Here is a 13,912-nt window from a genome sequence, read left to right as displayed (position 1 = left end):
GATGAAAGATCGAGCAATGTTGGTTTTATCCACAGATTACGCATGTGCTCTGGGCATATTTTGTCTAAAAACTCGATTTTCATCTCACGTCAAGGCTGTAAATGGAAACAGTAGTGGGGCTTTTCCCCAGTTATCCCATTTTTCTGTGGATAACAGGGTGTAAGATCCTGTTCATTGTCGGTGACCAGTTCTGGAAAACCCGGTTTCACCATTTTCACCGCGGCAAAAAATCGCAAAAAAAACCATATGAATCATCAAATTGTCATACTTACTCAAGAAAAGGTAAACTCTATCCACAACGGATGAAATTACTGCTCACTTTTTAGTCAGAGGTTTTACGCTATGCCGACCATCGCGCCGCTCTTATCCCCCCCGCAAAGCCAGGAGCAGCTTCTGGCCCAGGCGCAGCAGCTGGCAGGATATTCGCTGGGGGAGCTGGCCCAGCTTGCCGGGATTCCGATTCCGCGCGATTTAAAGCGTGATAAAGGCTGGATCGGCATCCTGCTGGAGATATGGCTTGGCGCCAGCGCAGGCAGCAAGCCGGAGCAGGATTTCGCCGCCCTCGGCGTCGAGCTGAAAACCATCCCCATCGATTCATCAGGTCGCCCGCTGGAAACCACCTTCGTCTGCGTCGCGCCGCTGACCGGCAACAGCGGCGTCACCTGGGAGAGCAGCCACGTGCGTCATAAGCTCAATCGGGTACTGTGGGTACCGGTAGAGGGCGATCGCGCGATTCCTTTGGCCGAACGCCGCGTCGGCGCACCGCTGCTGTGGAGCCCCAGCGAAGAAGAAGATCGCCAGCTGCGTATGGATTGGGAAGAGCTGATGGATTTGATCGTCCTCGGCCAGGTCGAGCGCATCACCGCCCGCCACGGCGAAGTGCTGCAGCTGCGCCCGAAAGCGGCAAACAGCAAAGCGCTGACCGAGGCGGTAGGCGCCCGCGGCGAACCGATCCTCACCCTACCGCGCGGTTTCTATCTGAAGAAAAACTTTACCGCCGCCCTGCTCGCCCGCCATTTCCTTCTCTCCTCGAAATAACGGCCTGGAGATGATTAATTTTTTGTTCTGCCGTGGCGGTTGCATATAATCGCATCTTTCTATTTTGCAGGACTTTGAACGATGTTATTTGCATGGGTAACCGATCCTAACGCCTGGCTGGCGCTTGGTACGCTGACGCTGCTGGAGATAGTGCTCGGGATCGATAATATTATTTTCCTCTCTCTGGTGGTGGCAAAACTGCCCACAGCGCAACGGGCCCACGCCCGCCGTATTGGGCTGATGGGGGCGATGATCATGCGTCTGGCGCTGCTGGCGTCAATCGCGTGGGTCGTCAAGCTCACTAATCCTCTCTTTACCGTGCTAGGCCAGGAGATCTCGTTTCGCGATCTGATCCTCCTGCTGGGCGGGCTGTTCCTGATCTGGAAGGCGAGTAAAGAAATTCACGAATCCATTGAAGGCGAAGAAGAAGGGCTGAAAACCAACGTCCATTCATTTATGGGCGCCATCGTGCAGATTATGCTGCTGGATATTATTTTCAGCCTCGATTCGGTGATCACCGCCGTCGGGCTGTCGGACCATCTGTTTATTATGATGGCGGCAGTGGTTATCGCGGTGCTGGTGATGATGGTTGCCGCCCGTTCGATAGGCGATTTTGTTGACCGCCATCCTTCGGTGAAAATGCTGGCGCTGTCGTTTTTGATCCTCGTCGGCTTTACGCTGATGCTCGAAAGTTTCGACGTGCACGTGCCGAAAGGCTACATCTATTTCGCGATGTTCTTTTCGATTGCGGTTGAAAGTCTCAACCTGCTGCGCAATAAAAAAAATCCGCTGTAGCCCGCTAAAATGCAGCCCTGAAACGGGCTGCAATTCTTTTTTAAGACTTAACTGCTTTTTATGTCTCACAAATCAGGCTATTAATATACTGGTACGAGGTGCGGCTATAATAGGGGTGATAGCGATGAAAAAATGGGCAGTATTGATTTCCGCCGTAGGACTGGCGTTCTCGGTTTCCGGTTGCAGCAGCGATTACGTCATGGCAACCAAAGATGGTCGCATGATTCTGACTGACGGCAAACCCGCCATAGACGACGACACCGGCCTTATCAGCTACGAAGATCAGCAGGGTAATAAAATGCAGATCAATCGTGACGACGTTTCGCAGATTATTAAACGTTAAGTCCCGCCGTCAGGTCGCGATTTAGCGTTTTATCGCACCGTTGAGCAGCGTTCTTTATTCTTCAGCATTCAGAGAAAAGTCGGGATACACCTGATCTGTCCGCGAGGATTCATCAGGCCGGATTCCGTCAGCCCGGCTTTTTTGATTTTTTTACTTCCCCTTTTTCTCCCCCTCTGCCATTTTTATATTCCTTTGTCGGGGAACGCCTGACCTTGTTGATAAAAAAGGAAGCCGGCTATGCAGTATCACCGTATCCCACACAGTTCTCTTGAAATCAGCACGCTGGGGCTGGGCACAATGACGTTTGGTGAGCAGAATAGCGAGGCAGACGCGCACGAGCAGCTCGATTACGCGGTGAGTCAGGGCATTAACCTGATTGACGTCGCGGAAATGTATCCCGTCCCGCCGCGCCCGGAAACCCAGGGCCTGACGGAAACCTACGTCGGTAACTGGCTGGCGAAGCGCGGCAATCGCGAAAAGCTGATTATCGCCTCTAAAGTGAGCGGCCCTGCCCGCAATAACGACAGCAGCATTCGTCCTGACCACAAGCTGGATCGTAAAAATATCCGCGAGGCGCTGCACGACAGCCTGAAGCGCCTGCAGACCGATTATCTCGACCTCTATCAGGTACACTGGCCGCAGCGCCCGACCAACTGTTTCGGCAAGCTGGGCTACACCTGGGCCGATTCCGCCCCGGTCGTCACCCTGCTGGATACGCTGGACGCGCTGGCCGAATTCCAGCGCGCCGGCAAGATTCGCTATATCGGGGTCTCTAACGAAACGGCGTTTGGCGTGATGCGCTATCTTCATCTGGCGGACAAGCACGACCTGCCGCGCATCGTGACGATCCAGAACCCGTACAGCCTGGTGAACCGCAGCTTTGAAGTGGGCCTGGCGGAAGTCAGCCAGTATGAAGGCGTGGAGCTGCTGGCCTATTCCTGCCTGGCGTTCGGCACGCTGACCGGGAAATACCTCAACGGCGCAAAACCGGCAGGCGCGCGCAATACGCTGTTCAGCCGTTTTACGCGCTACAGCGGCGAGCAGACGCAAAAAGCGGTGGCGGCCTATGTCGATATCGCGAAGCGGCACAACCTTGACCCGGCGCAGATGGCGCTGGCCTTCGTACGTCGTCAGCCGTTTGTCGCCAGCACCCTGCTGGGCGCGACGACCATGGAGCAGCTGAAAACCAACGTCGAAAGCCTGCATCTGGAGCTGAGCGCAGAGGTTTTAGCCGAGATTGAAGCGGTGCATCAGGTTTATACCTACCCGGCACCGTAAGGCCGTAAAAGCCCCCGGAGGCGATGCTACGCATCTGTCCGGGCTACAAGTTTGTGCGGTTTGTAGCCCGGACAGGCGCGACGCGCCGCCTCCGGGAGATTATTTACGCCGTCCCCAAATCCACAGGGCTGTAATCGCCAGGGCGAACACCACGCCAAAGCCAATCCCTACGCCGACGACAGGAATACCGATGCTCACCGCCAGCGAATAGAGGCCCAGCATCAGCAGCATCGCCACGTTTTCGCCGAGGTTCTGCACCGCGATAGCGTTGCCCGCGCCGACCGTATGTTTCCCTCGCTCCTGCAGCAGGGCGTTAAGCGGCACGATAAAGAAGCCGCCGAACGCGCCGAGCAGCAGCAGCAGGGCAAACGCCGGCAGCAGCGCCTGCTGGATGGCGAAAAAGATGACCGCCACGCCAATCAATATCCCGGCGGGCATGCAGCGCGACACCGTTTCCAGCGTCACCAGCTTCGCCGCCGCGCCGGCCCCCAGCACAATCCCCACCGCCACCATCGCGTTAAGGTAGGTCGGCATGGCGTTGCTGGTAATGCCCAGCGCAACCGGCACCCACAGCACCAGCAGGAAGCGCAGCGTCACGCCCGCTCCCCAGAACAGGCTGGTGCCGACTAACGAAAAGCGGGTCTCACCGTTGCGCCATAGCGTCGTACAGGCGCTAAAGAAGCTGTGGGTCATCGGCCTGAAGCGCCACGATTGCCCGGGACGCGCCGCCGGCAGCTTCGGGATCCACAGGTTGGCGACCACCGCGCCGGCGTACACCACCGCGCAGACGCCGAGCGCCGCCATGATATGCCAGTCCGCCAGGATACCGCCCGCCATCGAGCCGAGCAGGATCGCTGCAATGGTCGAGGACTCCATCAGGCCGTTCGCTTTCACTAACTTATCGCCGGTGGTCAGCTCGCCGAGAATGCCGTATTTAGCCGGAGAATAGGCGGCAGCGCCGATGCCCACCAGCGTATAGCCAATAAACGGATTCACGCCAAAGCAGATGCACCCCGCGCCGATCAGCTTCAGGCCGTTCGCCACCATCATCACCCGTCCTTTGGCAAAGCTATCGGCAAACTGTCCGACAAACGGCGCGAAGAGAATGTAAGCGCCCACAAACAACATCTGTAATACCGGTTGGCTCCACTCCGGGTAGAACAGCTGCTTCATCAGCGCCAGGGTGGCGAACAACAGCGCGTTATCGCCAAACGCCGAAAGAAACTGGGCGCAGATAACCGCCATCATCCCTTTCGAATACAGCGACGTGTTAGTGTGTACTGACTCACTCATCCGAACCTTCCGCCTGTTCAACCATGCCTTTAAGGGTGACAAAGTCCGGCTTGCCGCTGCCCAGTACCGGGAGCTGCTTCAGCCAGCGAATGTCGCGCGGTACTGCCAGCTCCGGTACGCCGTGTTCACGGGCATAGCGCAGCAGTTTTTCACGATTCAGTTCATTATCGGTGGTAAACAGCACCAGCGCCTCGCCTTTGCTGGCATCCTGTTTAATCGCCGTGGCGTGCATTTTGTCCGGCGAAACCGCCAGCGCCACCTGCTCGACCATCTCCAGCGACACCATCTCACCGGCGATTTTGGCGAAGCGCTTCGCGCGGCCCTGAATCCGCACATAGCCCTGTTCGTCAAAGCTGACGATATCCCCGGTGTCATACCAGCCGGCCTCGACTACGCCGTGCTGATTTTCCGCCGCGGGCGCTTCCAGCACGCCGGGATTCTCCACCCGCAGATAGCCGTTCATGATGTTCGGCCCTTTAAGCTGTAAACGGCCCCCCTCTTCAATACCGGGCATGGCCAGCAGACGCGCGTCCATCCCCGGCAGAATGCGGCCAACGGTGCCCACTTTCGCCGCCATCGGCACGTTAATCGATACCACCGGCGCGCATTCAGTGACGCCGTAGCCTTCAAGAATGCGCAGGCCAAACTTGTCCTGCCAGATCTGCTTTGTGCTCTCCTGCAGCTTCTCCGCCCCGGCGACAACGTAACGCAGGCGATAAAAATCATACGGATTCGCAAAGCGGGCGTAGTTGCCAAGGAAGGTGGAGGTGCCGAACAGCACGGTACAGTTGCGGTCATATACCAGCTCCGGCACCACGCGGTAGTGCAGCGGGCTGGGATAGAGGAAGACCTCCGCGCCGGTAAACAGCGGGGTCAGCAGACCGACCGTCAGGCCAAAGGAGTGAAACAGCGGCAGCGCCGACATAAAGCGGTCGTTGGCGGTAAAGTCGGCAATGGTTTTAATCTGCTCGACGTTGGCCAGCAGGCTTTTGTGGCTATGCACGACCCCTTTCGGATTGCCTTCCGAGCCGGAGGTAAACAGAATCATTGCCGCGTCTTCCGGCTGCTGCGTAACCTGAGCCAGCTTCGGCATCAGCAGATGGCCAAAAATCCACAGCTTATCGACGGCGGTAACCTCGCCTTTTAAATCTTCGAGAAATACCCAGCGTACCTGCGTCAACTGCTCCGGCAGGTGCCAGAGCTTGCCTTTATCGAGGAAGGTGCGGGAGGTAAAGATGGTTTTGATTTCCGCCGCGGTAAAGGCGCTGCTCAGGCCTTTGACCCCGGCGGTATAGTTCATCATCGCCGGGATTCGTCCGCGGGCAATCGCGCCAAAAATCACCGCCGCGCTTATTCCGGCGTTCGGCAGCATCAGGCCGATTTTTTCGCCCTGGGCGCTGTATTTTTCCAGAATGCGCGCCACGAAGAGGGTTTTGGTCAGCAGCTTACGGTAGGTGTCCGGCTGAAAATTGATATCTTCCACGCAGCGTTTGCGCGCGCCGAAGCGGTCCTGGGCCGCGAGCAGCGACTCATACAGCGTTTCGCGCGGACGCACCGCCATCCGCGCCTCCATCATGATCTGATGCAGCATTTCACCGGCAATTTTACGCCGGTCGCGGGCGCGCGGCGCATCGGGCATCGGCAGATGCGTAGGCGGCAGCAGATGCAGCTGAATGCGCGGGAACAGGCGGCGCTTGACCAGCCCCTTCAGGCGGCTGAAGGGGGTTAGTTCAGCGCCTTCGATTCTCAGCGGCACGATGGTCGCCTGCGACTTCGCCGCCACAAAGGCGGCGCCGTCGTAAATTTTCATCAGCGAACCGCTCACCGAGATCCGCCCTTCCGGGAAAATCACCACCGGGCGCCCCTGCTCAATCAGGCGGACCAGATGTTTTATCGACATCGGTTTGGTCGGGTCCAGCGGCACAAAATCAATAATCGGCTTTAGCGCGCGCATAAACCAGCGATCGCTGATTGAGGAATAGACCGCAAACACCGGGCGCACCGGCAGGAAAAGCGCCAGCAGTACGCCGTCAATAAAGGAGACATGGTTTGGCGTAATCAGCACCTTGTGCTGGTGCAGCGCCTGGGGGTCACCGGTTAACTTGACCCGGTACAATCCTTTGAAAAGTAGTCTGAAAAATCCCAAAAGCATAACAACTCCGTTTGACCGGTTAATCAGTCAAAGCAGGTTACATGAGAAGGGACGGAAAATGCACCAGGAGGAGCGGAATTCAGGACAAAAAAAACCTGCGCATCCGCGCAGGTCGGTGCAAGATAATCAGTACGAAAAGCGTACTTAAAAAACTCACCAATCAATACCTCTGGGATCCTGATTGTCTCGTTTTTCCCGCCGCCGGCGCCAGCCATAAAACGCAAGGGAATGAGCCTAAGTGCAACCAGTTATTACTTTTTTCGTGAACTGTAACAACGGCTAACGGCGGGCAAAAAAAAACCTGCGCATCTGCGCAGGCTGGTGTAATTAAGTGGTCAACCTGAAGTTGACTCCACCTATCAATACCTCTGGGATAGCCAGAGTATCAATGCAATGAATGGGTTAACCAGCGAACATTCGCAACAGCCAATCGCAAAGTGTAAGCAAAGGTGTGAATTGTCCGTTCCCGGAATCATTCTCCGCTCCCCTGTGGGTAACTATTTCACCCGCAACGCTAATCTGCGTCACAATTGCATTAACCCAAAAGTACCAACCCTTGAATCTGCCGCGCTTTCCCGTAACATAAATGCCATGTAAACGCTTACCCTAAAAAAGGCCTGGTATGGCGACTATTAAGGATGTAGCCCGGCTCGCAGGAGTCTCCGTCGCTACCGTCTCCCGCGTTATTAACAATTCACCGAAAGCCAGCGAAGCCTCGCGCCAGTCGGTAGGCGCCGCGATGGAAACGCTAAATTATCACCCCAACGCCAACGCCCGCGCGCTGGCGCAGCAGTCAACGGAAACCGTCGGCCTGGTGGTGGGCGATGTCTCCGACCCCTTCTTCGGCGCGATGGTGAAAGCCGTCGAGCAGGTCGCCTACAATACCGGCAATTTTTTACTGATCGGTAACGGCTATCACAACCTCCATAAAGAGCGCCAGGCGATTGAACAGCTGATTCGCCACCGCTGCGCGGCGCTGGTGGTCCACGCCAAAATGATCCCCGATGACGAACTGGCCTCGCTGATGCAGCAAATCCCCGGCATGGTGCTGATCAACCGCATCCTGCCCGGCTTCGAGCAGCGCTGCGTGGCGCTGGATGACCGCTACGGCGCATGGCTCGCGACCCGCCACCTGATTCAGCAGGGGCACACCCGCATCGGCTACCTCTGCTCTAATCACGCTATTTCCGATGCTGAAGACCGGCTGCAGGGCTACTGGGCAGCGTTAAAAGAGAGCGATCTGCCGTGCAACGATCGCCTGGTGACCTTTGCCGAGCCCGATGAGAGCGGCGGAGAACAGGCGATAACCGAGCTGCTGGGCCGCGGCAGGAACTTCAGCGCCGTCGCCTGCTATAACGACTCGATGGCCGCCGGCGCGATGGGCGTATTAAACGATAACGGGATTGATGTGCCGCGTGAGATTTCGCTGATTGGCTTTGATGACGTGCTGATTTCGCGCTACGTGCGCCCGCGTCTGACCACCGTACGCTATCCGATTGTCACCATGGCGACGCAGGCCGCGGAGCTGGCGTTAGCGCTGGCGGAGCATCGCCCGCCGCCGGAGATTACCCACCTTTTCAGCCCCACGCTGGTCCGCCGTCACTCGGTGATTGCGCCCCTCGACAGCGATAAATCGTAGCGGTATAAACTGACGGCGCTGGCCGGATAATCCAGGCCTTCGCCGATATACTGCCAGCCAAAACGCTCATAAAAATCGCGGCAGGCGGAGTAGAGAAATAGCTCGGTATAGCCCTGCGCTCTGGCATATCCGATGACGTGCTGCTGTAGTTTTCCCGCCAGTCCCTGCCCGCGCGCCTCAGGCGCCACGTAGAGCGCCGCCATCCACGGATAGAGATCCTGACGGCTGATTAAATCGCAGCGCCACAGGCCGACGGTGCCCAGCAGCCTCTCGCCCTCCACGGCCACAAAGGTAATGGGCAGCGCTCCCGGCGTCTGGCTATGTTCGACAATGCTGGCGAAGAACGCCCGCGGCAGCGCGTCAGCGCCAAACGCTCGCCAGAGCCACTCCGTTACGCATGAAGCGTGCTGCGGCGCAGCGTAGAGGGGGTGAATAATCATACCAGCTTTCCCTGAAAAATCGGTACCGATTCAAAGAGATAGCCGTCAAAGTCCGGTGCGTCTTCATCGGAGAGCTCCAGCAGGCTGTTTTTGACATTTTCAAGATGCTGCCACATTGCCTGCCAGGCCCCCATCACATCGCGTCGGCGCAGGGCGGCGAGCAGCGTTTGCCGGTCCCCGAGCCACTTCAGCCGGTACGCCCGGCTGGCGATATGCACGTTGAACTGCTGCCACAGCGGGCTGCTGTCCATCTGCAGCCAGATGCGCTCAACCGTCGCCAGCAGCATCTGATTTTGCGTCGCGCCGGCCAGCACCAGGTGAAACAGCCGGGCGTTATCCTGGCTGGTATCGTTGGCGGCAATCGCCCGCTGTTCCTGCTCAATAATCCGCTTCAGGTTATCGATATCGGCGCGGGTGGCCATTTTGGCGGCAAAAGCGGCGATATTGCTCTCCAGCAGCTGGCGGGCCTGCAGGATCTCGAACGGCCCGACGTCGCTGCTCAACATCTGTTCTTCCTCGCTATCGTCCTCGTGCGGGATGCGCATCACGTACACCCCGGAGCCCTGGCGAATGTCGACCGTCCCCTGCAGTTCCAGCATCAGCAGCGCTTCGCGGACGATGGTCCGGCTCACGCCGTAGGTCTCGGCGATATTGCGTTCCGGCGGCAGGCGCGACCCGATGGGATAGCGCCCCTGCGCAATCTGTGCGCGTAAATCATCACCTATTTCCTGGTAGGGTTTCTTTTCCGGCGGAATGATAGCCTTCTCCACAATATCACCTGTGCGTTATGAGCCTGCGAGTCAATATCGGCCGCTATCTTAGCAAAATTTCAGCCCGGCTAGCGCCACTCATCGTCAATATCCAGCGTCAATTCCCGGCTCTCGCCTAGCTTACGGAACCAGCTGGCGGACGCCTTGGGCCGCCGCGCACGATTATTTTGCAGATCGATTTCAATCAGCCCGTAGCGATTTTTAAAGGCATTCATCGGCGAAACGTTGTCGGTAAACGCCCACAGCATGTAGCCGTGACAGTTGGCCCCCGCTTCCCGCGCGCGCAGCGTTTGCCACAGATGCTCGCTGATAAAACGGATCCGGTAGTCGTCGGCGATGGTGCCTTCGCCATTGCGAAACTGCCCTTCGTTTTCCACGCCCATGCCGCTTTCCGCCACAAACCACGGAATATTGCGGTAGTCCTGCTTGATCCGCATCGCCATATCAAAAACGATTTGCGGATAAATCTCCCAGCCGCGGGAGTTATTCATCCGCCGTCCCGGTAGTTCAAAGGGCTCATAGTAGTAAGCCGGATGGAATGGCGTCTGCGGATGCCAGGCGCGCGATGGAGCCTTAACCCGATGCGGGTAGTAGAGGTTAATCCCCAGCTCATCAACGGTGTTGTCGCGGATTATCGCCAGCTCCTCCGCGTCATAATCCCAGGAGACCCCGTGCTGTTCGAGCAGAGCCAGTAGCTCGGGCGGGTAGAGGCCGTGGACCAGCGGATCGAGGAAAACCCGGTTATAAAACAGATCGTAGCGTTCGGCGGCGCGTACATCGTGCGACGCTTTTGAGCGCGGATAGGTGACCTCCGGGTTAAGAATGCAGCCTACCGTGCCGCGATAGCCTTTCTCGCGAAACAGCCGGACCACTTTTGCCGTCGCCAGCACCTTGTGGTGATTCCACTGCATCCAGGTGCCGGTGTTCTGCTCGTAAGGCCAGCGCAGCGCATCCAGATAAACGCGGGTCTGCACCACGATCGGTTCATTGAAGGTGAACCAGCGCGTGACTTTGTGGTGATAGCGGGCGAACACTTTCTCCGCGTACTGCACAAACAGCTCAACCACCTTTTTCGACGCCCAGCCGCCGTACTGCTCCAGCAGATAGCCGGGGAGTTCATAGTGCTCAAGACAGATCATCGGCTCGATGCCGTTGGCCAGCAGTTCATCGAAGAGCTGGTCGTAGTACGCCGCATAGTCTTCATCGACCGTGACGTTTTCATAATCGGTGAGAAAGCGCGACCAGTTAATCGACGTGCGGTAGTGGGTCAGCCCCGCCAGCTTCATCAACTGCACGTCTTCGCGGAAGCGGTTGATAAAATCGGTCGCCACCGCCGGGCCGTAGCCGTTATGCCAGACGCGGCGGTCGTTCTTGTACCAGAGATCCGGCCAGGAATCCTGGCCCGCTTTCTTACCGCTCCAGCCCTCGGTTTGCCACGCGGAAGCGGCGGCACCGAGGATAAAGTCGTGGGGGATCGCCATCTTTACTGTCGTCATTGTGTCCTCATATCTGTTGGCTGGCCTGCTCGTTCTCCGCCTGGCGCTGAGCGTTTTCCGCGCGGCGGGAGGCTATTTTGACGAACGGCAGATAGATCAGCACCGCGGTCAGGATGCAGATAAGCTGCGTCACCACCGCCCCCATCGAACCCGCCGTAGAGAGCCAGGCGTTGATCAGCGGCGGGGTGGTCCACGGCACCATCACCACCGCTTTACCGGCAAAGCCGGCGGCGGTCGCGAAGTAGCCAATGCTGCCGGTCACCAGCGGCGTGATGATAAAAGGGATCGCAAGGATCGGATTGAGCATGATCGGCATGCCGAAAATCACCGGTTCGTTAATATTGAACAGACCCGGCCCAATCGACAGCTTGGCGATCTCTTTCATCTCTTTGCGTTTGGTGGCGATCATGACCGCGATCAGCAGGCCAATCGTCAGTCCCGATCCGCCGATGCTCATATAAACGTCCCAGAACGGCATGGTGATGATATTAGGCACCTCTTTGCCCTGCTCAAAGGCGCTCATATTGACGGTGATGGCTCCCAGCAGCAGCGGTTCGCGGATCGGTTTGATCATCTGGTTGCCGTGGATGCCGATAACCCAGAACAGCTGCGCGACAAACATCAACAGCAGGATCCCCGGCAGGCTTTGCACCACCCGCTCCAGCGGCTGCTGCACCACCTGATAGACCGCGTCATACAGGTACATGCCGGTGGCCTGATGGAAAATAAAGCCAAAGGTGGCAATCACCGTGGTGGTGATAATGGCCGGGATCAGGGCGGAGAACGACGCCGATACGTTGGGCGGTACGGTATCCGGCATCTTGATCTTCAGCCCCTTGCGGCCCTCCAGCCAGCAGTAAATCTCCACCGACAGAATGGCGATAAACATACCGAGGAACAGGCTACGGGTATCGGAAAACTGGCGCAGCAGCACATCTTTCACTTCATGCATTTGCCCGTCGACCATCATTTCGACGGTGGTCGGCGTCACGCAGATAAAGCAGATCACCGCCAGCAGACCGGGGAACAGGCTCTTGATGCCGTTAATCCGCCCCAGCTCGATGCCGATAAGAAAGACCGCGCCAATATTGAGAAAGTTAAGGGTGGCGTAGTTGATCGCGCTGGTAATGGGTTTCAGCGCCGCCAGAAAAGAGAGCGCCTGAAAGCTGGCGAGTCCGTTTTTCGGATCCAGCACCATATTGGAGATCAGCACCGAAAAGGCGCCGACGATGATCACCGGCATCAGGGTAATAAAAGCGGATTTTATCGCCATGATGTAGCGGTAGCTGTTGAATTTCGTGGCGAAACTCCCCAGTGAGTCGATCAGTTTGTCCTGCAATGCCATAGAGGATACCTCAGGTTTAAGGGCTTTTAGCGCACCAGGTGTACAGCCAAACACCTATTGGCATACCAAAAAATAGCCACTGAGGAGAATAAGTTCTGTGATTAAGCTCCCAACCCGTTCATTGGCATTCCAGAAAGGCGATAATTGGCATACCGCATTTGCGGTTTTCTTTTCCCTGCGATCAATTCCTGTAAAAGCGTGATCGCGATGGTTTTTTACCGCGCCATGAAGCCATATCCCCCTGAATGTCTGTGATAAACTGCGGTTCACCACGTGATATCAGGAATCGGATGAATGGCTACAATGCTGGATGTCTCAATTCGCGCAGGCGTCTCTAAAGCGACGGTTTCCCGCGTGTTGAACGGCACAGGTCAGGTGAAAGAGAGTACCCGCCAACAGGTTTTTAAGGCGATGGAAGAGCTGGGCTATCGGCCTAACTTTCTCGCCCGCTCGCTGGCAAACCGCACGAGCAACAGCATCGGTCTGGTGGTTTCCACCTTTGACGGCTTCTATTTTGGCCGCCTGCTGCAGCAGGCTTCGCGCCAGACGGAAGCCTGGGGCAAACAGCTGATCGTCACCGACGGCCACGATGCGCCGGAGCGTGAAGAAGAGGCGGTGCAGATGCTGGCCGATCGCCAGTGCGATGCCATCGTGCTCTACACGCGCCATATGAGCGAAAAGAAGATTATGTCGCTGATTGAGTCTATCGCCATGCCGCTGGTGGTGATCAACCGCGACGTTAGCCAGGCCCGGGAGCGCTGCGTGTTCTTCGAACAGCAGGACGCGGCGTTTCAGGCGGTTGAGTACCTCATTGCCCAGGGCCATCGCGATATTGCCTGTTTGACCGTGCCGATGCACACGCCGACGGGTAAAGCTCGCCTGGAAGGCTATCGTAACGCGCTGAAAAAGCACGGCATCAAGTGGGATCCGGCGAAGGTGAAATACGGCGACTCCACCATGAGCCGCGGCTATGAACTCTGCTGCGAGCTGCTGGAAGAGAAAACGCCGTTTAGCGCGCTGTTTTCCTGTAACGATGATATGGCGCTGGGCGCGTCGAAAGCGCTGCATCAGGCAGGGCTGCGGATCCCGCAGGATATTTCGCTGTTTGGTTTTGATGACGCGCCGAGCGCGAAATGGCTGGAGCCGGGGCTGTCGACGGTCTATCTGCCGATCGATAACATGATCACCACCGCTATCGATCAGGCCATCAAGCTGGCCAACGGCCAGCCGATCGAGACCATACCGCCGTTTACCGGCAAGCTGGTGCTGCGCGAGTCGGTCACCACCGGGCCGTATTACGCATAATTAGCGGGCCCGATAAGC

Annotated in this window: 12 protein-coding genes and 1 pseudogene; 7 read left to right on the top strand and 6 right to left on the bottom strand. The window is 57.3% G+C overall.

The annotated features are described in order from the left end of the window. Positions 1–113: 113 nt before the first annotated feature. The 5 genes and pseudogenes from F8562_RS29710 to F8562_RS23685 all read left to right on the top strand — a co-directional run. Positions 114–254 (top strand): annotated as a pseudogene (locus tag F8562_RS29710) (hypothetical protein); the annotation flags it as partial. Positions 255–342: 88 nt separating this feature from the next. Next, positions 343–1,038 (top strand): DNA mismatch repair endonuclease MutH, encoded by a 696-nt coding sequence (gene mutH / locus F8562_RS23700; protein WP_014839430.1) that lies wholly within the window; start codon positions 343–345, stop codon positions 1,036–1,038. Positions 1,039–1,119: 81 nt separating this feature from the next. Next, the gene (locus tag F8562_RS23695) at positions 1,120–1,833 is read left to right on the top strand and encodes a TerC family protein (RefSeq protein ID WP_004105253.1); all 714 of its coding nucleotides are present in this window, start codon (positions 1,120–1,122) and stop codon (positions 1,831–1,833) included. A 124-nt stretch (positions 1,834–1,957) separates the two neighbouring features. Beyond that, the gene (locus tag F8562_RS23690; RefSeq protein WP_004105255.1) at positions 1,958–2,176 is read left to right on the top strand and encodes a YgdI/YgdR family lipoprotein; all 219 of its coding nucleotides are present in this window, start codon (positions 1,958–1,960) and stop codon (positions 2,174–2,176) included. A gap of 237 nt (positions 2,177–2,413) precedes the next feature. Further along, positions 2,414–3,454 (top strand): NADP(H)-dependent aldo-keto reductase, encoded by a 1,041-nt coding sequence (locus tag F8562_RS23685; RefSeq protein ID WP_014226662.1) that lies wholly within the window; start codon positions 2,414–2,416, stop codon positions 3,452–3,454. 99 nt (positions 3,455–3,553) lie between these two features. On the opposite strand, the gene lplT is transcribed toward F8562_RS23685, so the two are convergent. Both lplT and aas read right to left on the bottom strand, forming a co-directional pair. After that, positions 3,554–4,747, bottom strand: coding sequence for a lysophospholipid transporter LplT (lplT, locus tag F8562_RS23680; RefSeq protein ID WP_042934164.1), 1,194 nt, complete (start codon positions 4,745–4,747; stop codon positions 3,554–3,556). Continuing rightward, positions 4,740–6,899, bottom strand: a complete 2,160-nt coding sequence (gene aas / locus F8562_RS23675) for a bifunctional acyl-ACP--phospholipid O-acyltransferase/long-chain-fatty-acid--ACP ligase (protein ID WP_014839433.1) — start codon at positions 6,897–6,899, stop codon at positions 4,740–4,742. The genes lplT and aas overlap by 8 nt, the downstream gene beginning before the upstream one ends. A 622-nt stretch (positions 6,900–7,521) precedes the next feature. On the opposite strand from aas, the gene galR reads away from it, so the two are divergent. Beyond that, positions 7,522–8,538, top strand: coding sequence for an HTH-type transcriptional regulator GalR (gene galR / locus F8562_RS23670; RefSeq protein WP_014839434.1), 1,017 nt, complete (start codon positions 7,522–7,524; stop codon positions 8,536–8,538). On the opposite strand, the gene F8562_RS23665 is transcribed toward galR, so the two are convergent. The 4 genes from F8562_RS23665 to F8562_RS23650 all read right to left on the bottom strand — a co-directional run bounded on the left by F8562_RS23665 (position 8,499) and on the right by F8562_RS23650 (position 12,589). Next, entirely contained in the window at positions 8,499–8,978 is a 480-nt protein-coding gene (locus F8562_RS23665) for a GNAT family N-acetyltransferase (protein ID WP_014226666.1), read from the bottom strand. The two genes, galR and F8562_RS23665, sit on opposite strands and share 40 nt — an antisense overlap. Further along, the gene (locus F8562_RS23660) at positions 8,975–9,748 is read right to left on the bottom strand and encodes a GntR family transcriptional regulator (RefSeq protein ID WP_004105268.1); all 774 of its coding nucleotides are present in this window, start codon (positions 9,746–9,748) and stop codon (positions 8,975–8,977) included. The genes F8562_RS23665 and F8562_RS23660 overlap by 4 nt, the downstream gene beginning before the upstream one ends. A gap of 68 nt (positions 9,749–9,816) precedes the next feature. Continuing rightward, positions 9,817–11,244, bottom strand: coding sequence for a glycoside hydrolase family 1 protein (locus tag F8562_RS23655; protein ID WP_014839435.1), 1,428 nt, complete (start codon positions 11,242–11,244; stop codon positions 9,817–9,819). A 7-nt stretch (positions 11,245–11,251) separates the two neighbouring features. After that, positions 11,252–12,589, bottom strand: a complete 1,338-nt coding sequence (locus tag F8562_RS23650; RefSeq protein ID WP_014226668.1) for a PTS sugar transporter subunit IIC — start codon at positions 12,587–12,589, stop codon at positions 11,252–11,254. A gap of 303 nt (positions 12,590–12,892) precedes the next feature. Here F8562_RS23650 and F8562_RS23645 point away from each other — a divergent pair, with 303 nt between their 5' ends. Next, positions 12,893–13,894, top strand: a complete 1,002-nt coding sequence (locus tag F8562_RS23645; RefSeq protein ID WP_162140818.1) for a LacI family DNA-binding transcriptional regulator — start codon at positions 12,893–12,895, stop codon at positions 13,892–13,894. Positions 13,895–13,912 lie beyond the last annotated feature (18 nt).

Source organism: Klebsiella sp. RCJ4, from assembly GCF_009025755.1.
In the GTDB taxonomy this organism is placed as follows: Bacteria; Pseudomonadota; Gammaproteobacteria; order Enterobacterales; family Enterobacteriaceae; genus Klebsiella; species Klebsiella michiganensis.
The sequence above is the reverse complement of the archived record's forward strand: the minus strand, read 5'-3'. Positions and strand labels throughout refer to the sequence as shown.